Here is an 18,035-nt window from a genome sequence, read left to right on the forward strand (position 1 = left end):
TCAGAGGAGCCGGAAATCTCTACTTCCGAGCGGTACTGAATCGGGTACAGGGTCAAACACGCAGACCAAAGACAGCGCATCGGGCGCGACCTGGTTCGTCGGAGCCGCCTATGGCGGGACGGATGACCAGCTGCCACGATTCATCTCGGAGGGTATCTGGGAAAACGGTTACGAGGACAAGCACCTTGACGTTGTCCGATCGATGCGGCCAGGAGACCGGATCGCCATCAAGTCGTCATACACACGCAAGCATGGGCTGCCCTTTGACAGCCGTGGGCAAGCGGTGTCGGTGTTGGCGATCAAGGCGATCGGCGCGATCACTGAGAACCTGAACGATGGCAAGCGAGTCAAGGTTGACTGGACAATGGTCGAGCCGGTGCGTGAGTGGTATTTCTATACCCACCGGGGAACGGTTTGGCGCGTTCTGCCTGGCGAGTGGATGACCGATGGCTTGATCGCCTTTGCCTTCGATAGCAAGTCGCAGGACGTCGACCGTTTCCGAAACGCGCCCTACTGGCGGGAGCGTTTCGGGACCGTGGCGCCCGACAAGCATCGCTTCGGCTGGACAAAGTTCTATGAAGCAATCGCCGCCAAGCTGCTTACCTATCGCGCCAACAGGGCCGCCCTCGTGGAAGGTGTCCGGGAGATCTCCGGACGGGTCGACGGACTCGGCCATCTGGCAGAGGATAAGTATGCGGACGGCACCACGGGCTTCGTAAAGGACATCTGCCCGTTCACGACGATGGGTCTGTTCAATCGGGGCGCCGGCTGGGCTCACGGCGGGGAGAAGCGAGGGACGAAACCAGTCGCATCGAAGAGCGGCTGGGCGCACTGTTCGAGCAGCGAGGCTTTCGGGTGCTCGTGGGCCATGAACTGGCAGCCGTTTCAACCGATGATCCCGACGCCGGCGAGATAGATCTGTTGTGTGCGCTGGATGGACATTTGCTTGTCCTTGAGTTGAAGTCCACCTACATGCGCCGTTCTCTGAAGGACGCCTGGATTCACCGCACCTCAACCCTGCGCAAGGCGGGATGGCAGTTGCACAGAAAAGTGCCTGCCATTCGTGATGCACTCCGACATGACGAGGCGCTTCGGCAAGCGCTGGTCTTGCCGTCAGATGGCGAACCGCAGATCACTGCCTGGATCGTCGACACCTCCATTGAGTGGGACCACCAAGCATTCCGAGGCTTTCTGAAGGTCTCGCTGGAAGAAGTTCAAATCGCGCTACGCGATGATCGTCGCTGGTTGAATGACCCCAATGGATTGTTTCGAGTGAGAGGATCCATCGATGATTCTAAAGACCTTGGCACATCGGCCAAGCCGAACGACACCCTCTATCCGGACGGGTTCTCGGCAAGGCGGTTCATTGAGGTTGTCGAGTCGGCCGCTGTATGGGCAGACTCGACCTGAGCAGCAGAACTGCAGCACTTGCAACGCCGAACTTTCCGAGTTTAGGTGTCACTCTGTGACATTCTCTGGCGCGCTGGCTGATCGAGGTTTGTAGTTGCCTGCTCGTACGTCACGCGCTCGCGCAAGCCGCGTCGCGTTAAAGCCACGCCTCTTGCTCCGCCTTGCGTCCCTCGATCTGCATCGCCAAACATAGCTCACGCAATGCCTGCGGCAAACTGAACGCGAGAGGCACGCCGGCGCAGATCATGCAACCCGCCGAGCTGCAACGCATCTACGGCATCCACATGGAGGTCCACACGCAGCACGCCACCGGCAAACCGGTGGCGCTGGCCTGCTAGCGCAACCGCTCTTTCGTTTGGGGACGGACCCCGGCACACTCCTCTGAGCCACAACGTGCGACCCGGCGCGGGCTGATTGGATCAAGGCAGAAGATGCTCGCGATAGCCCGTCGCCGGGTCGATCGGGGACGGTGCGGGTCGCCCGCTCTCTCGAGTGAAAGCGACCGGGTCGACCAGCCGGAGCGCGAAGCGACATGCTGCAGCAGGACTCGTGCCCGCGATCTCCACAATACTGCACTCCAGCCGCGAGCAGCCTCTCGCGCCGGATGGCGAGCGGTGTTCACGAGCGAACGAGAGCACCTGGCCCGTCGAATCGGGATAACCATTGATGCGGCCGCCCAACGCGTTCACAACGACCGGCAATGGCGCGGCCCGCACTTCTTCGGACACCACGAATAACGTTAGGCGTACTGCCGGCATGGAATCGTCAGGCTGCATCCCGATCCAGAAAGCCTCATCCAATGCCAGTGGAATTAGCAACGACCCATCCCTCCCCAACGCGCAGGGCAGTGCGCCGAGGCTCGATGGCAGCGGCTGCGGCACCTGGCCATCTTCGCTTCGCTCGAAACGCTGGAACGAAAGGCGCAACCCGATCGGCGTCAGTAGGTGGCCTGTTTGGATCCAACTCGCGTCGGGCGGGGAGAAAATACTATCCATGACGCTGTGCTAAGAGCCGTCGCCGAGCACCTCGAATGAGCTGGGGGGAAGGTTCATCGCTATGGCACGTGCACGCGCAGCTCGCGAAACGCTGTTGAAGGTTTGAGCGGTCGCTGGCCCACAGTTCGCCGATCCTTCCCGCACGACCCGAACGTGCGCGAAGGAAGAACTTGCTAATTCCGGCTGCAGGTCCAACGGCACGGCCGACGGCGTGACGACCTTCGGCGCCGCAGTCGCCTTCTTGCCGAGAACGATACTCGTCAGCTGCCGCAGTGCGGCCGCCTTTACGTCTTTGTCGGTGGTCCACACCATGAACGGGGGCAAGCCGGAGCTAGCCTGTACGCGTGCCCACATGGGCGCCGGGACAAGGTCTGGCTGCTTGAAAGCGGCTTGCACGAGCACGGCCCAGCTACGCTGGAACATCGGAGGCCCAGTAATAGTACCGCTAGCCTTCGTATCGCGGCAGCGCAGCGCCAACGCCTCAACATCCGGATGACCATCACCGACCTGCTTTCGCAGGTTCGCAACGACGATGTCGAGCATCGATATGTCGCGCCCCGGATCGCGCTCCTGTTCGACCAACAGTAGATGTCCACCAATGATGCTGGCGATCGGATTGCCGGACTTCAACATCAGCGCGCTTTCGAGTTCCTTATTGAGCACGCGGCGCTCGCTTGCCAAGGCAAGCTTGGCCGTTTCGGCCAGAAGATCCTCTGCCTGTGTGCCTGCCGTCATCGGTCTATCGTGACGGCGCATGGCGATCGCTACCCGTGGCCGACCGTCGACCTCGCGCGCACCGGGGACGACCCGCCGCAGGATATACACCTCCGTGCGCCAACCGGCGCACGCGATGACACTCTGCTCGATGGGATAGCTCGGGCCAGCGAGCGCATCGGCCTGGCCGTCGGTGAATGGAGCGGTGGGTGAATTGAGCCGTTGGCGGAGGTAGTAGCAACCAGGATTTACGACAACCGAGGCGTAGGCAGTGCCGTCAGGGACCTCAGTCCGAACGACGCCGTTTTCGCCTTCCATGTCGAGAACAACCTGTCCTGCGTCGTCGACGATCTGCACACCCTGCCATGGAGGCGTGGTGTTCGGCACAGGGTCGTCGCGAGAGCTGAAGGTCCGCACCATCAGCATCAGCGCCGCAGTGCCCTCCGGCAATTCCTTGAGCATTGCTGCGCTCACCGCGTTCTTTCTGGCCAGTTCGTGTGTCTCGTGTGTCGCAGCGGTGGCCGAGAGTGGAATTACGGTTGCAGGCAATTCCGTCGTGCCTGGTCCGTCGACCACTCTGTGATCTCGGTCCAGCAGGATCACATGCTCAGTGACGGCGTTGGACACACGCACCTTGATCTTGAACAATCCGGGCGGTAGCGGTGTAGAGATGCGCGCCGGACTGAAATCCACAAGGGAGAACCTGCCGTCAATCACGAAAATCTCCGCTGACAGATTGCCCGGGTCGATGTCCAGCTTGAACACGCCGGCGGGACTGATTTCGACTGGCAAGCCCTTGTCCTTCAACTCGATGCTGTCGGACCGCAGCACCTCGAATCCATGGCGGAGTCCGCCGATATCCGTTTCCAGGACATACAGTCCCGGACGCAGCAGCAGTGTCGTTTCCGGCGTATTCACCATAAACACCTGCACGACCGCGGGTGGGGCACCTGTCCAGATCCTGGCCTGCGCGCCGAGCGCGGCCGCCGGAAACCTCAGCGTTATGTCATAGTCTGGCGGCACCGCCCCCCTCACGAAGATCATGCTGGAATCCTCGGCGATGACCTCGGGCTCCTTTGCGACATCGCGGTCTAGTCGGTCGCGCGGCTCGTAGCGCGCCGACATCGCATTGCGCACCCAGTCTGCCAGAGAGCGGCCTGTTACTCGGCCGTTCACGTCGGCGGCGGCCCCGCGCAGGCCCTGCAGCAAGGCCCACGTGAACGCGCCGTGGAAAACTCCTCTGTCCTCTGCGATCGGATGCTCGATCGCCTTCAACGGACGTTGCGCGGCGAACGCTACGAAGTTCGCCATTGGCGGCACATTGACGTTAATCGGCTTCAGCCCGGGCTCGCCTGGAGGGAAGAAGTATTGACGGTCCATGCAGGCATCAACCCAAAGCACGAACTCTCGGAAGTACCCGGAATCCTGAAGCCAGTCGAGCCAACCAGTGGCATGAACGTTTTGGCCGAACTCCAATCGCGCGTCAGCGGTATAAAGGCAGGCTCTGGTCCGCCCAGGCGAGAAGCCGTGCCCGGACATGTAGATGTAGATTCGGCGGCCGAACTGCGACTTGCCGCTGCTCCTGCCCCTCTTGTGAAGCGTAGCCAAGAGACGGTTCACGTCGCTGAAGTTCGGCCTGCCTGGAGCTTGCTTGTCTCGATCCACCGAAGAAATCTCGATGACGTTAGCGCTCGGCAGTCCGCCACCAAGAGGATCGGTAAGCCAACTTCGAACGGCGTCGACGTCGTTCAGTGGCCCGTGCAGATGCGCTGGCGTGTCTCCCTTGCCCAACTCGGGATAGCTGTCTATTCCGACAAGGATCGCGTAGTCGTCAAGGTTCATCTCGCTCACAGGGCAATCCTATTTTGGATATACCGTTGCGATGAACTGCTTGTCCGTGTCGGAGAGTTCCTTGTTGAACCCTGCCGAGGTCCCATCATTGGTCCAAGAGGCAGGGATCGGGTACATCATGATTGATCTGGAATCCACCTCCGTCCCCGTGACCTGGTCCAGGGGATAAGTCTTGAACATGTTGCTCTCGATCGTGGCGGGGTCCCAATTGTTGGGTGGTCCCGAGAGATCGTGCTTGACCGCATCCATGTTCCATTTGATTCCACCTTTCGGGTTCTGGTGCTCGTGGAGCATGCCGAGCGCATGACCGAATTCATGCAACACGACCGGACGTAGGACGTCATCGGTCGATTCGGGTCTCAACCAGCCGAAGTTCATGGTCGCCGCAGGTTCTTGTATCCTGCGGCAGTCTGTTCCCATGTACGACCAGGAGCGGTTGTCCTGCACGAACGAAATTCGAATGTCGGCAGGCCCATCGTCGACGAAGCGGAAGTTCAGGGCCGCGATGGCGGTCCATTCCTCTGCAACCTTGCGGACTCGTGTTTGAAGCTCTGGATCGCCTTCGAGGAAGCGGATGGTAATTTGTTCGTTGATTCGCCACTTCGTTGCGTCGAGCACTACCCCTTTCGTATGGCCGTTGATCTCTGTGGTGTCCGGCGCTTCGAGGGGAAAGGGCGAAGCGCATACAGGGTTCTTGCTTACTGACATGGCAATCTCCTTTGTGGTGCTGGGGGTGATGCTGTAGATGACGCTGGGATTGGCTTTCGCATCGGATCACGATTGCGGTGGAGTCACGATCTTCGGGAAGTCGCCTGGCCAGCCGATGCCGGCTTTGTGCAACGCGATGATGGCCGTGGAGCGGGCGAAGGACACAGCTTTCTCTTGGATTGCAACGTCGGCCTCCCATGTGGCTCGTGCAGCAGCGTGTTTGGCGATCTCCGACGGTGCAGCGCCGGTCGCCAAAGTTGTGGGCGCTGCGGCGACGGTAGCGTTGAAGGTGTCCCAGGTTTTCCGATAGTTTGTAAAGGCTGTGTTCGCAGACTCCATCTGCTTCGCGTCGTCGGCCGCTTTTTGCGCCGGGTCGAACACTGAGCGAAATTCGGCAACTGCGGCCTTGGACAGCGTCGCCTTGCTAGCTAGCAGGGACTCCTCGACCCACTTCGCGAACAGTCCGGGCTTGGTGGTTTCGACGATCGTCGCGCGCACATTGAACGGGAGGTAGTGACCGATGTTTCCAGGCCCGCCTCCGCCAGCCAAGGCAACCGGCAATGCAGGCATCGGCAGCCAATGCAAGTCCTGTCCTGCATAGAGTGCATCCTGCAACTCGTCGAGCGTTACCGCCGGAAGGGCCAACTCGACGATTGCAGTGCGCGAGCCGAGCCCTGCGGAACCAGGTGTCAGGAACTCAATGCGCAATAGCCAGTCGCGCTCCGCCGTCTGCCCAAGTGCGCGCGGTCTGGGGTTTAGGAACCGGTTGATGTTCCAGATATAGACGCGCAAGCGGAATGCAGTGCTGTCCGGCGACACTACGATCGAGAGACTAAGATTGAATGACGGGTCGGTTGCCGTACGGTCCACGCCGTTATGCAGAACCAGTGTGGCGTCGTCGATGTCGTTGAGGCCACCGGCCTTGTAGAAGCCGTCAACAGGAATCGTCGCGTCCAGCGTTGTCGCTTCCGAACGCATGCGCATGGCGACCGCATCGACGAGGCTAGATACGCCGGTCTCGATGAACTTCGATGTCACATCGAACAGTGCCGTCGCGCCAGGCAAAGGAAGCGCGAGCGGCGGCCCGTTCGCAGCAGACTTAGGTGTGGCGGCAGGCAAGGGTGGGCAGAACCTGGCGAGTGGATGCGAATCTTGCTTGTCGCGGTAGATGAATGCGATCTTCAGCGTGCCGGGACCGTTCATTCCTTATTCCTCGAGTTCATCGGACGTTGCATTCACATGCGACGTCCATGACCATGCGCTCAGCGGATGGTCAGAAACGGAGCATTTGGCCTCATACCGGCGACCGGTTTGGGAGGCAGAGGCATAGCCGGTGGAGGCGGAACCGTCCCGCCCCCATCGCCTGCGACCGGCGTGACCGGAAGCAACGATCGGACCCCGGGACTCCAGCGGTCCGGCACCGGCGACCCAGCCAGCGAGATGGGCAAGAATGCCTGCGCTAACTGGCGCTCCAATATCTGTGCCGTTCGATTGGCAAGCATCGACGCCACGGGCTCGTTCGCAGACAGGTTTGCGCCGCTGGTGCGCTGGCCAGGATTTCGGAACCACGCATACAGAACGATGGCCTCTGCCTCGGATACCGGCACGCCGAGCGATGCGTGCAGCGACTGCAGCACGGATCCCACGTCGGCGTCTGCGGTCTGAGCTCGCTCGGCTACCACCGTTCCCTTCGCAATCGACAGGTCAATCAGGGCGCGGATCTGCGCGGGGCGGCAGATCTGTTCGTAGTGGCCGAGCAGGCGCACGGCGTCCGCGCTGTCCATGTTCGTCAGGTTGCCTGGCGTTGCCACGCTGTCGAGCCATGCCTTCTGCGACTCGCGCACAATCTTGGTGACAGAAGAGGCTGCATCGGAGAAAAGATAAGCAGTGGTGAACGACTCCATGCTCGAGCCTGTGAAACTAAAGGCGGTCGCCACGCCCGCAATCTCTTTCGCAGAGCTGCCGGTCAGACCCATGATGGCAGAGGCGAAACCACCAGCGAGGCTGACCTGCCGACGCTCGTTGGAAGCGGCCTGGTTGGAACTGCCAACCGCATCGAGATAACTGTTGCACTGCAGGTCAATCATCGACAAGCCAGATCGGAACGCCTTTTGCGCCTTCGCCGAATCTTCGGGCATCAAGGCACTGGCTTGCAAAGCCTTTCCGAACAAGATCACTGCATGTTCAAAGGCGGTCGAGCCCCCTTCTAAACGCGTGTCGGCAAGTGATGAACCAGGTGCGACACGGGAAGTGGCGCAGCCAGCCAGCAACGAGATGGCACCGAGCATGCATAGCCCGAAGGTCAGAAAATGACCACCGGCATGTGTCAATGAACTCTTGACCACGATGAACACCCCTTAGAGGAACGCAGCTCGTTAGCAAGCGGAATGTATACCCAATGCTCCAAGCTGACATCCACAAAAAGGGGTAAGGCAGATGACGCCTGCGCTTTCCGGGCGCGCCTACTAGAGCTTCATTCCGCGTCTGCACGCCCAAGGAAATTGACAATCCACAGCTTGAAAGATACAAACTAAGTCGTAATGGTCAGGCTACGAGGCACTGCAGCGAGGGTGTACAGGATCGGCGCACCCGTCTGTTTCGGCGTGAGTATGTCAAGTTGATCGACTATGTTCGATTGCCAGAGGAGGGTTAGATGGCTATGGCCGTGAGCCTTGGCGCCGCAGCGACCGACTGTGCGACTCTAGGAGGTAAAGGTAAGTGCGGTATGCGCGGGGCAGAGCTGTCCCCATTGCAGTCAGGAACTTATGATTCTCGTCCACGGTAGTAGCAAGCCCGATCTTGCGCCGAACGCTGAAGCCGTGGCCGAAGTCCAGCACGTGGCCACGCTCGTTATTGGCACCAAACAGTCCCGCTTTCATGGCGACGCGTTCGAATGGGACACCCGGAAGGCGCGGACCGTGGCGCTGACGTTCGAATCACCATGGTTCAGCCAGCGACAATTGGACTTTTTTATTTGGGCGGATGCCGCGGTGAACGTCGAGATCTCGTGCGACGCGTTTGCCACGCTGCTCACGGCGAGTCTCTCTTCGGAAGCGGGCTTTCCTGTTGCATCGAAGCTCACGACCACGACGGTTGGTGGCGACGCGGGTCTGACGTCTCGTTTTCGGGTGTTTCTTAACGCCAATGTCGACGCTCGAATCTGGGTGGGCCTGGACGGTGGAAAGGAATGCCCGCGGAGCCAACTGAAATGGAAGGTTGTGCCGGACTTGCATCTGGCGGTACTTTGCGCAACTTGGATCGCCGCGCTCGCGGCCCTCATGCTTGTGGGGTTCGCGACTGGGGTGAAGGCCGTCCTGCTCGGGGTTCCAACCATGGCTGCCCTGCCCTGGGCTTTGAAATCTCTTGGCGTGAGCTGGGCCGGTAGGGTTGACGTATCAACGCTCGCATTGTGGATCGCCCGCAACTCCAGCCGTTGGGTGCAGCGAACCTGGGTGGCGTTGGGAATGCCAGCCGCCCTACTGGTTGCCTACCTCCTAGCGTCGCTAGGCGTCTATGGGATCTATTACTTCCGCATCCAACAGGTAGTTTCGCGGGCACCGAACGTCGCAACAGCGGCGGATCTTTTCTGCGATTATCCGGAGCGAACCGAGGCGCGGGCACTGCTGGCACGCGCAGTGCACTCCTCGCACGGCTCACCCGGCCGCGCGAATGCCTACTCAGAGGCAACCCGCTTCATTCCTGTGGAGCGCTTTCTGGGGCGCTGCCTTTCCGAGTGGCGTCTAACACCGCTTTTCGTCGACGTTCCGCCCAGCCGGAAAAACGATGCACGGATCTTCTATGCGAGCTTGTGGTGGAACGCGATCAACCACTGGGATGAACTCCCGGCCGCAGAAGTGGCTATACGGCAAGCATTGAGCCCACGTGGCGCGCTCGTCCACCTCACACTGGCAAAGTACGAATTGCTGTCGCTCAACAATCGAGGAGAGCAGCTCTGGTGCGAAGGGGCGAAGGCGTCAAGTCAAGAATGCGCTTCCAGACGGAAGGAGTGCGCAGACGCGAGGAGGCGCTTGATTGAAGCCATTGAACGCGAGTGGACTGTGGCGGAGACGCACACTGTCACCTACCTCGAAGCGCGCGATGCCCTCGCCTTCTCTTACTCTTCGACTGGCTGCGATCCTTCAGGCCCGAAAGATGAAGAGCTGGCCGTGAGCAACCTTCGAGCCCTGGTGCGTGCAATGCCTCGTGAAGAGGTGTTACTGGACAATATGCTCACGCAGTTCAACTTTCGTATGTTTTTGGATGCAGAGTGGGAACGTAACCCAGACCATCCAACGGCTGCGCAATGGAAGAAGGATTGCGAGTTGCGGCAAACCTTCTGCCAGCGACTGCGGGACACGTTCATCAACGACGGCAAGCAGAAATTCTTCAGTTCTGGTCGCGAGCTGCGCGCCCAAGAATGGGACGCCGCTTCCCTCCCCGCGCTCAAAGGTGAGGCGCTTGAGCGGCGAATAGAACTATTCATCAAGAAGGACTGGAAATGGCCCCTGAACTGAAATGTCTGTGGCTTACGGCTTCTCTGTTAACGCCGATCGCCGCTTCGGCGGCCGGTTGTCCAGCGCCCGCCTGCTTTACACAACCCGTGGAAATCGTTGTTCCGTTCGCTGCGGGTGGACAACTGGATACGGCCGCGAGGATCATTGCCGCCCCCCTCTCGGCTCAGGTAGGGCAGAAGGTGAATATCAAAAACTTGCCCGGTGCTAGCGGCGCGATCGGAGTCAGGCAAGCCGTGAATGCTGCACCGGACAGCCACACGATTCTCGTTACAAGTAGTGTCTCTATGGTCGTAACGCCAGTCCTACATTCGACCCCCCCCTTCAATCCGCTCAAAGATCTGATTCCGGTGATCCAGATCGGTAGTACGCCCCACATCCTCGCTGTCCACTCCGACTCGCCATGGAAATCCCTGAAGGATTTCGTGGCCGCAGCCAGCACCGGAACCAAGTCCATCAAATACGGCTCCGCAGGCCTAGGCTCATTCAACCATCTCTTGGCAGAGCGGCTGAAGATGTCAAGACGCCTCGGGCTGCTGCAACACACTCCCTATAGAGGTAATTCCCCTGCGCTCAACGACCTCTCGCATGGCCAGATCGACGTAATGTTCGTGGACGCCGCGACGGCTACGAGAGAGGCTCAGAGCGGGCGTTTGAGGTTTCTCGCGATTACTGGCGATCAGCGATCACCAGGCTTTCCCGACGTGCAAACCTTCAATGAGCAAGGATTTGCAGGAATGGAATCGGCGTGGATTGGCGTCTTCTATCCGGCGAATACACACCAGAACATCGTCGTGCGCCTGAAAAGCGAAATGCAAAAATTGCTGACCGATCCGAACGTACGGGAGAAGCTCGAAGCCCTGGGGATCGAGGCCGGGGGGCTCGAGGGAGATGCATTTGCCCGCGCGATGGCGTTGCAGAGTGAGGCGTGGCGAGGCCTCATCCAAGGGGCCGGGGTAAGAGTTAGGTAAATCGGAATCAGACCAGACGTTTCGTCGTGTGTGGAGCCAAGGCGCGGCGTGGCCATGGTGGTCGCGAGTGCCAAGACATCAAGCGTTCAAAGGTGAGTCTTCACGCTGCAACCGCCCCTGCGGCTGGGCAGCCTGGTCCAGGAAAACCCAAAGACGCATGCGGGCAGTGGCCTGACCTCCGGAAAGCAGCCCCCGCAACGCATCGATCGCGTCCACACGCTGCCCCAGCGCCCAGGCCAGAGGTGACTCCGCCGCAAATCCGGGATCGCGAAAGTAGCCCTCGAAGGAGCTGGCCTCAGACTCCTCCTAAGGGTGTGGGATGTTGGTAAGCGCGCGGCCATTCCATCTTGACCGCAGTGCGCGGTCGTGCTTTTGAGATTGCTTTGTCAGACTGGCTGCCAGCGATGTGGCAGCAGCTCGCCGATCTGGCTGGCGCGCTGCATGGGCAGGCGTGCCATCACATCACGCAGGTAGGCATACGGGTCGTGCCCGTTCATGCGCGCCGACTGGATCAGGCTCATGACGGCCGCCGCCCGCTGACCCGCGCGCAGGCTGCCGGCGAACAGCCAGTTGTTTCGGCCAATGGCAATGGGCCGGATCTGGTTCTCGATCCAGTTGTTGTCCACGGGCAGTTGCCCGTCACTCGCGAACCGGGTCAACGCCTCCCAGCGCCGCAGGCTGTAGTCGAGGGCCTTGGCGCTCGCTGAACCCTCGGGCACCTTCTGGCGTTGCAGCAGCATCCACTGGTGCAAGGCATCGAGCAGCGGCTTCGTTTGTTGTTGCCGGATGGCCCGGCGCTGATCGGCGCTGAGCTCCTTGACCTCACGCTCGATCTCGTAGACACGACCGAACTGCTGCAGCGCGAACTCGGCGATCTGGCTTTGGTTCGCCGCGTGCAGATCGAAGAACTTGCGCCTCGCGTGCGCCAGGCAGCCAACCTCGGTCACGCCACTGGCGATCAAGGCCTTGTAGCCGCTGAAGTCGTCACAGGTGAGACTGCCTCTCCAGTCACCCAGGAAGCGCCGGGCATGTTCGCCCGAGCGTGATTCGCAGAAGTCGTAGACGACCACCTTGGTGTTCTCGAAGGCGCCCGTGGCATAGGCCCAGAGGTAGGCCCGGTGCGTCTTTCCGTTGCCCGGCTTGAGCATGGACACCGGCGTCTCATCGGCATGCAGCACGCGGTGCTGCAGCAGCTCTGTCCTCATGGCATCGACCAGTGGCTGCAGCTGCACGCCGCAGGAGCCCACCCACTGAGCGAGGGTTGAGCGCGGGATGGCGAGACCAGTGCGGCCGAAGATCGCTTCCTGGCGGTACAGCGGCAAGTGGTCTGCGTACTTGGCCACCAGCACCTGCGCCAGCAGACCGGTGGTGGGGATGCCCTTGTCGATGACGTGAGGATCGACGGGGACTTGGGTGAGCGTCTCGCACTTCGCGCAGGCCCACTTGCCCCGGATGTGGCGCTCCACCGTGAACACGCCAGGCACGTAGTCCAGCTTCTCGGCCACGTCCTCGCCGACGCGCTTCATCTGGCAGCCGCACTGGCACAGGGTGGACTCGGGCTCGTGGCGGATCTCGCGCCGCGGCAGGTTGGCTGGCAGCGGCGCGCGCTTGGGAACCTTCTTCTCTTCAACCTGGGCGGGCGCCTGCGCTTCTTGCAGCGCATCGATCTCGGTGGCCACGGCCGCCAGGTCGGCCTCGATCTCGTCTTCGAGAAGGCTCTTCTGTTCGGGGTTGAAGCGTTCGGATTGAGCCGCGAACTTCATGCGCTTCAAGAGCGCGTTCTCGTGCGTGAGTTTGTCCAGCAGCGCGCTCTGGTGGCGCAGCTGCGTCATGAGGCGCGTGGTCAGCTCACGCAGCTCTTCTGCGCTCAGGCTCTGCAGGGATTGAGGCTCGACCACCATGGGCATTCACTGTGCCAGCACTGGTACACGCGCACCATTGGCGCATGCCCCAATTGGCAAGCACCAGTCTGCGCTTCAGAGTCAGACCACGGTGATGACACCGCCGTCAGCCAGGCGCTGCCAGGGCAGGCCCAGCACCAGCGCATCGAACTGTGCGCGGGTGAGCGAAGCGGTGCTGGCCGCATCACGCGGCCAGACGAATTTGCCGCTGTTCAGGCGCCGGGCCGCCAGCCACACACCGATGCCGTCGTGCACCAGCACCTTCATGCGGTTGGCTCGTCGATTGGCGAACAGGTAGGCGTGGTGCGGGCGCGCTGCGCCGAAGACCGACACCACGCGGGCCAGCGCCGTCTCGGTGCCTGCTCGCATGTCCAGCGGCTCGGTGGCAAGCCACAGCGCATCAACCCGGATCACTTGATCAGCTCTCGCGTCCACACGGCGCACTGATCGGCCGCATCCAAGGGCCAGGTCACCGAGACGGTGGTGGCGCCACGGCGCAGCTCGATGCGGATGTCTGGTGCAAGTGCAGGCCCTGGTGAACATGCCGCTGGCGGCAGCGGCACTGGAACGAATGCGGGGGCCTGGAGTGCAGGCAGCGCGCCACCCGCTTCGCGGCGCCACTTGTGAACGACGTTGGCGTTGATGCCGTACGACAGGGCAATGCTGGCCACCGATGCACCCGGCTCGGCGCACTGAGCAATGATCTGCTGCTTGAGCTCGGCGCTGTGCCGCCGGCGGGTCTTCTTCTTGGCTTCATTCATGGTGTCCACCTAAATCGTTGGCGGACACCATCGTTGCCGCTTAGACAGATCCCTTCAAGGGTGGGATGGCCGCGCGCTTACGGATGTTGGCGCCGGCCGAAAACTGAGCCACTGGCCCAGCCTTCGAAATGAATCAACATCTGGTGCTCCATCGGCGGCCCAATCCGAAAGGCTCTGATAGTGGACGTGCACGTCGCGCTTCCTCGCCACCGCAACAGCCAGCGCTACCAAAACGCCGCGCCCAAGGCCTTCTGATCAAGGCCCCCTGCGCCAACCCATGAACACCACCAGCGCGCCCACCACCAAGCCGCTTCCCAGCCACTGAAGCGCAGTCACTGCCTCGCCCAGCAACACGATGGCGGCTACAAGGCCCACAACTGGCACGCCCAGGCTGAACGGCGCCACCCTGCTGGCCGGATGCCGTTTGAGCAGGTGCGTCCACATGGCGTAGGCTGCAACGGTGGCGATCAGGCCCAAGAACACCACGCTGGCCCATGAGGAATCTCTCGCACCGAGCCAGTTCCAACGGACCTCAGGCGGGTCCAGCGCCCATGCAAGGACGATGAACGGAACGATGGGGACGAGCGAAATCCAAACGACATACTGCAGAGCGTCGAAGTCAGGGTGTAAACGTTGCGCCCGGCGGGCGACGATGTTGGAAACCGCCCACATGCCAGCTGCCGCTAGATTGAGCAGAAGCCCGGCCAGCGTAATGGCGCCTCCCCCTTGCACCGCACTGATGGCAAAACAAACTAGGCCAATTGCTGCCAGCAACAACGCGTAAACCCCCGCCTTGGCCAGACTTTCACCCAGCATGGCGACACCCAGCAAGGTGGTGAAAAACAGCTGCATCTGCATGAGGACCGATGCCATGGCGGCCGTCATTCCATCTCGCAGCGCCAGAAAAAGAAAAGCGAACTGGCCCAGTTGCGCCAGCCCACCTGCCACGATCCAGCCCACAGGCAGACGTGGCCGGGGAATGAAAAATACCAGCGGCAGACTGGCAAACACATAGCGCGCTGCGCCAAGCTGAAAGGGCGTGAAGTCTCGCAAAGCGTACTTCATAGTCACGAAATTGAGGCCCCATATCAGGATGACTCCCAAGACTGCGCCGACGTCTGCCAACTTGAACGGAGGATGGTTGAGTCCGGTAGGAATGTGGTGCGCCATTAGTAGCCAATGAGTCTAGCCCATGGGCCAATGGGTGGATTTATCAGAACTCGGCTCACCGCACACTGGCCCCGGCCAGTTGGAAGTACCACTGCAACTGGCACCGCCTCCACAGTGGCATCGGCGGCTTGCCTCCCATGTACAGAGTCAGCCCGTCAAGAAACAACCTCTTGACTCTTCACAATTAGTGGCTTGTAACGTTTAAAAATGTTCTCAACGCAGGCACAGCCTCGAACAGATCGGCCTCCAGGCCATAGTCGGCCACCGAGAAGATCGGGGCCTCGGGGTCCTTGTTGATCGCCACGATGACCTTGCTGTCCTTCATGCCGGCCAGGTGTTGAATGGCACCCGAGATGCCGCAGGCCACGTACAGCTGCGGCGCCACGATCTTGCCGGTCTGGCCCACCTGCCAGTCGTTGGGCGCGTAACCCGCGTCCACCGCAGCACGGCTCGCGCCCAGTGCGGCTCCCAGCTTGTCGGCCAGCGGCGTCATCACCTCGTTGAACTTCTCGGCGCTGCCCAATGCACGTCCACCGGAGACGATGATCTTGGCCGCGGTGAGCTCGGGTCGGTCGCTCTTGGCGATCTCGCTGCCCATGAATTTGCTCTTGCCGTCGTCGGCCGCTACGGTGGCGGTTTCGATGGCTGCGCTGCCACCCGTGGCGGCCACCGGATCAAAGCCGGTGGTGCGCACGGTGACCACATGGGTGGCGTCGGTGCTTTGCACGGTGGCGATCGCGTTGCCGGCGTAGATCGGGCGCTCGAAGGTGTCGGCGCTGATCACCTTGGTGATGTCGGAGAGCTGGCCCACGTCGAGTGCGGCGGCCACGCGCGGCGCGATGTTCTTGCCGCTGGCGGTGGCCGGGAACAGGATGTGGCTGTAGTTGGCCGCGATGGCCAGCACCTGGGCGGCCACGTTCTCGGCCAAGCCGTGTTCGAAGCCCGGGGCGTCGGCGTGGATCACCTTGGCCACGCCGGCGATTTGTGCAGCGGCCTTGGCCGCTTCACCGGCGTTGTGCCCGGCGATGAGCACGTGCACGTCCCCTCCGCATTGGGCGGCAGCGGCCACGGTGTTGAAGGTCGCGCCCTTGAGGGTGGCGTTGTCGTGTTCGGCCACAACAAGAATGTTTACGAGTGCGGTCATGTGTCGGTTCCTCAGATCACTTTGGCTTCGTTCTTCAGCTTGTCCACCAGGGCAGCCACATCGGCCACCTTGATGCCCGCGCCGCGCTTGGGCGGCTCGCTGACCTTCAGGGTCTTGATGCGCGGCGTCACGTCCACACCCAGGTCTTCGGGCTTGACGATGTCCATCTGCTTCTTCTTGGCCTTCATGATGTTGGGCAGCGTCACGTAGCGCGGCTCGTTCAGGCGCAGGTCGGTCGTGATGACCGCCGGCAGCGTGACCGAGAGGGTTTCCAGACCACCATCGACTTCGCGCGTCACGCTGGCCTTGCCATCGGCGACTTCGACCTTGGAAGCGAAGGTGGCCTGCGGCAGGCCAGCCAAAGCGGCCAGCATCTGGCCGGTCTGGTTGCAGTCGTCGTCAATCGCCTGTTTGCCCAGAATGATCAGGCCGGGCTGTTCCTTGTCGACCAGAGCCTTCAGAAGCTTGGCCACGGCCAGGGGCTGCAGCTCGACCGTGGTCTCCACCAGGATGGCGCGGTCCGCGCCGATGGCCATGGCGGTGCGCAGGGTTTCCTGGCACTGGGTGACACCGCAGGAGACGGCGATCACTTCGGTGACCACGCCCTTCTCCCTCAGGCGCACGGCTTCTTCCACCGCGATCTCGTCAAACGGGTTCATGCTCATCTTGACGTTGGCGATGTCCACACCGCTGCCGTCGCTTTTGACGCGCACCTTGACGTTGTAGTCCACCACGCGCTTGACGGGGACGATCACTCTCATAGTATTTTCACCTTCGATGCCTTTTAGCTATACCCAATAAAGGTGGTTTTCGCTACATCCAGAAAATCGGGTTCAGAAGAACATCAACGCTTCAATTGCACCCAACACGAAGAGCGCGATCCAAACGGTCGTGACGAACATCAGTACAGCAGGCCGCCAACCAGTTCGTGCCAGTCCAACGAATGAAGTCTTCATCCCCAGTGCGGTCACGCCTACCATCAGACATGCGCTTGATCCCGCTGCCATGTTCTGCTGCAAAAACGGAGGCATCCAGCCTGCAGAGTGAACGCCAACCAGGATTACGAACAACACTAGAAAGTTGGGGACAGGAAAGCTGAATTTTCCAGTTGTCTTCTTCGCCAGGGCTTGTGACGGGAGACGGCCAACAACGATCGAGATCACCAAAACGACCAGCACCAACAGGCTTACTCGAAGCAACTTGACGATGGATGCGGTAGCACCAGCTTCCTGGCCAAGCGAGTAGCCAGCTACGACAACCTGCGCAACATCGTGAATGGTGCCTCCCAGAAAAACACCGGCCAACAGTGGTGGCAAAGCCAGCGCATCCGCAACCAGAGGGTAAAGCAGCATGGCGACCGTCGACAGCACGGTAGCCAGCACCACCGCACTCAATGTATTGCGCTCGCGTTGTTCGTCTTGCGGCAGCACGGCCGCAATGGCCAGTGCAGCAGCGGCGCCGCAAATGGCCGTGGCGCCACCGGCGAGCAAACCCATGCTCCACGACAGTCGAAGCCAGCGCGCCACCAGCACACCACACAATATCGTGCTGACCACCGCCAGGACCACGATCAGCCCCGTGGCCCAGCCCAGGCTTTCGATCTGGTCGACCGTGATGCGGGCGCCCAACAAACCAATACCCAGACGCAGCACCACGCGCATGCAGGCCTCCACGCCGGGTGCCGTGCGCGGGTCGTGGCTCTGGTAGTGGAACGCTGCGCCCATGAGCAGGCCGTACAGCATGGGAGGGCCTCCGTGCATGCCCGAGACAAACACGGCGGCCAGCGCGATCACGGCACACAGCGCCACGCCTGGCCACAGCCTCACGAGGTGGTCGGAGCGCGCGTGCCAGAAACTTCCCTGACTCAATCGAAGCATCAGCGCGCGCACGGCGAATGCC

15 protein-coding genes and 2 pseudogenes are annotated in these 18,035 nt (G+C 61.2%); 5 read left to right on the forward strand and 12 right to left on the reverse strand.

Features of this window, described 5'->3' with window-relative positions:
* A pseudogene (locus IV113_RS19620) lies at positions 1-916 on the forward strand (hypothetical protein); the annotation flags it as partial.
* A complete protein-coding gene (locus IV113_RS19625) occupies positions 862-1,410 on the forward strand; it encodes a hypothetical protein (RefSeq protein ID WP_291088494.1) in 549 nt (182 codons plus the stop codon). The pseudogene IV113_RS19620 and the gene IV113_RS19625, both read left to right, overlap by 55 nt.
* A 419-nt stretch (positions 1,411-1,829) precedes the next feature.
* Here the strand turns inward: IV113_RS19625 and IV113_RS19630 are convergent, their stop codons facing one another.
* The 5 genes from IV113_RS19630 to IV113_RS19650 form a co-directional block, all read right to left on the reverse strand.
* A complete protein-coding gene (locus IV113_RS19630; RefSeq protein ID WP_291088496.1) occupies positions 1,830-2,405 on the reverse strand; it encodes a hypothetical protein in 576 nt (191 codons plus the stop codon).
* A gap of 9 nt (positions 2,406-2,414) precedes the next feature.
* The gene (locus IV113_RS19635; RefSeq protein ID WP_291088556.1) at positions 2,415-4,961 is read right to left on the reverse strand and encodes a caspase family protein; all 2,547 of its coding nucleotides are present in this window, start codon (positions 4,959-4,961) and stop codon (positions 2,415-2,417) included.
* An 18-nt stretch (positions 4,962-4,979) separates the two neighbouring features.
* Positions 4,980-5,678: a matrixin family metalloprotease gene (locus IV113_RS19640; protein WP_291088498.1), complete on the reverse strand. Its 699-nt coding sequence runs from the start codon at positions 5,676-5,678 to the stop codon at positions 4,980-4,982.
* 66 nt (positions 5,679-5,744) lie between these two features.
* Positions 5,745-6,881: a hypothetical protein gene (locus IV113_RS19645; RefSeq protein WP_291088500.1), complete on the reverse strand. Its 1,137-nt coding sequence runs from the start codon at positions 6,879-6,881 to the stop codon at positions 5,745-5,747.
* Between the two features lie 59 nt (positions 6,882-6,940).
* Positions 6,941-8,032, reverse strand: a complete 1,092-nt coding sequence (locus tag IV113_RS19650) for a hypothetical protein (protein ID WP_291088502.1) — start codon at positions 8,030-8,032, stop codon at positions 6,941-6,943.
* Between the two features lie 411 nt (positions 8,033-8,443).
* Here IV113_RS19650 and IV113_RS19655 point away from each other — a divergent pair, with 411 nt between their 5' ends.
* Both IV113_RS19655 and IV113_RS19660 read left to right on the forward strand, forming a co-directional pair.
* Positions 8,444-10,192: a hypothetical protein gene (locus tag IV113_RS19655; RefSeq protein WP_291088503.1), complete on the forward strand. Its 1,749-nt coding sequence runs from the start codon at positions 8,444-8,446 to the stop codon at positions 10,190-10,192.
* Complete coding sequence (locus tag IV113_RS19660; protein ID WP_291088505.1) at positions 10,177-11,160, forward strand: tripartite tricarboxylate transporter substrate binding protein; 984 nt, start codon at positions 10,177-10,179, stop codon at positions 11,158-11,160. The genes IV113_RS19655 and IV113_RS19660 overlap by 16 nt, the downstream gene beginning before the upstream one ends.
* Before the next feature lie 386 nt (positions 11,161-11,546).
* Here the strand turns inward: IV113_RS19660 and IV113_RS19665 are convergent, their stop codons facing one another.
* From IV113_RS19665 to IV113_RS19680, 4 genes are all read right to left on the reverse strand, one after another.
* A complete protein-coding gene (locus IV113_RS19665) occupies positions 11,547-13,061 on the reverse strand; it encodes an IS66 family transposase (RefSeq protein ID WP_291088507.1) in 1,515 nt (504 codons plus the stop codon).
* Between the two features lie 81 nt (positions 13,062-13,142).
* Positions 13,143-13,475 carry an IS66 family insertion sequence element accessory protein TnpB gene (gene tnpB, locus IV113_RS19670; protein WP_291088509.1) on the reverse strand — a complete coding sequence of 111 codons (333 nt, stop codon included), beginning with the start codon at positions 13,473-13,475 and terminating at the stop codon, positions 13,143-13,145.
* Positions 13,472-13,822 carry a transposase gene (locus IV113_RS19675; protein ID WP_291088511.1) on the reverse strand — a complete coding sequence of 117 codons (351 nt, stop codon included), beginning with the start codon at positions 13,820-13,822 and terminating at the stop codon, positions 13,472-13,474. The genes tnpB and IV113_RS19675 overlap by 4 nt, the downstream gene beginning before the upstream one ends.
* Positions 13,823-14,077: 255 nt before the next feature.
* Positions 14,078-14,947, reverse strand: coding sequence for an EamA family transporter (locus IV113_RS19680; RefSeq protein WP_291088513.1), 870 nt, complete (start codon positions 14,945-14,947; stop codon positions 14,078-14,080).
* A 68-nt stretch (positions 14,948-15,015) separates the two neighbouring features.
* On the opposite strand from IV113_RS19680, the pseudogene IV113_RS19685 reads away from it, so the two are divergent.
* Positions 15,016-15,180: pseudogene (locus tag IV113_RS19685) on the forward strand (IS481 family transposase); the annotation flags it as partial.
* On the opposite strand, the gene IV113_RS19690 reads toward IV113_RS19685, so the two are convergent.
* From IV113_RS19690 to IV113_RS19700, 3 genes are all read right to left on the reverse strand, one after another.
* Positions 15,177-16,136, reverse strand: a complete 960-nt coding sequence (locus IV113_RS19690; RefSeq protein WP_291088515.1) for an electron transfer flavoprotein subunit alpha/FixB family protein — start codon at positions 16,134-16,136, stop codon at positions 15,177-15,179. The pseudogene IV113_RS19685 and the gene IV113_RS19690 overlap by 4 nt on opposite strands.
* Positions 16,137-16,147: 11 nt before the next feature.
* A complete protein-coding gene (locus IV113_RS19695; protein WP_291088517.1) occupies positions 16,148-16,897 on the reverse strand; it encodes an electron transfer flavoprotein subunit beta/FixA family protein in 750 nt (249 codons plus the stop codon).
* 72 nt (positions 16,898-16,969) lie between these two features.
* The gene (locus IV113_RS19700) at positions 16,970-18,025 is read right to left on the reverse strand and encodes a putative sulfate exporter family transporter (RefSeq protein ID WP_291088519.1); all 1,056 of its coding nucleotides are present in this window, start codon (positions 18,023-18,025) and stop codon (positions 16,970-16,972) included.
* Positions 18,026-18,035 lie beyond the last annotated feature (10 nt).

Source organism: Hydrogenophaga sp., from assembly GCF_018780385.1.
In the GTDB taxonomy this organism is placed as follows: Bacteria; Pseudomonadota; Gammaproteobacteria; order Burkholderiales; family Burkholderiaceae_C; genus Hydrogenophaga.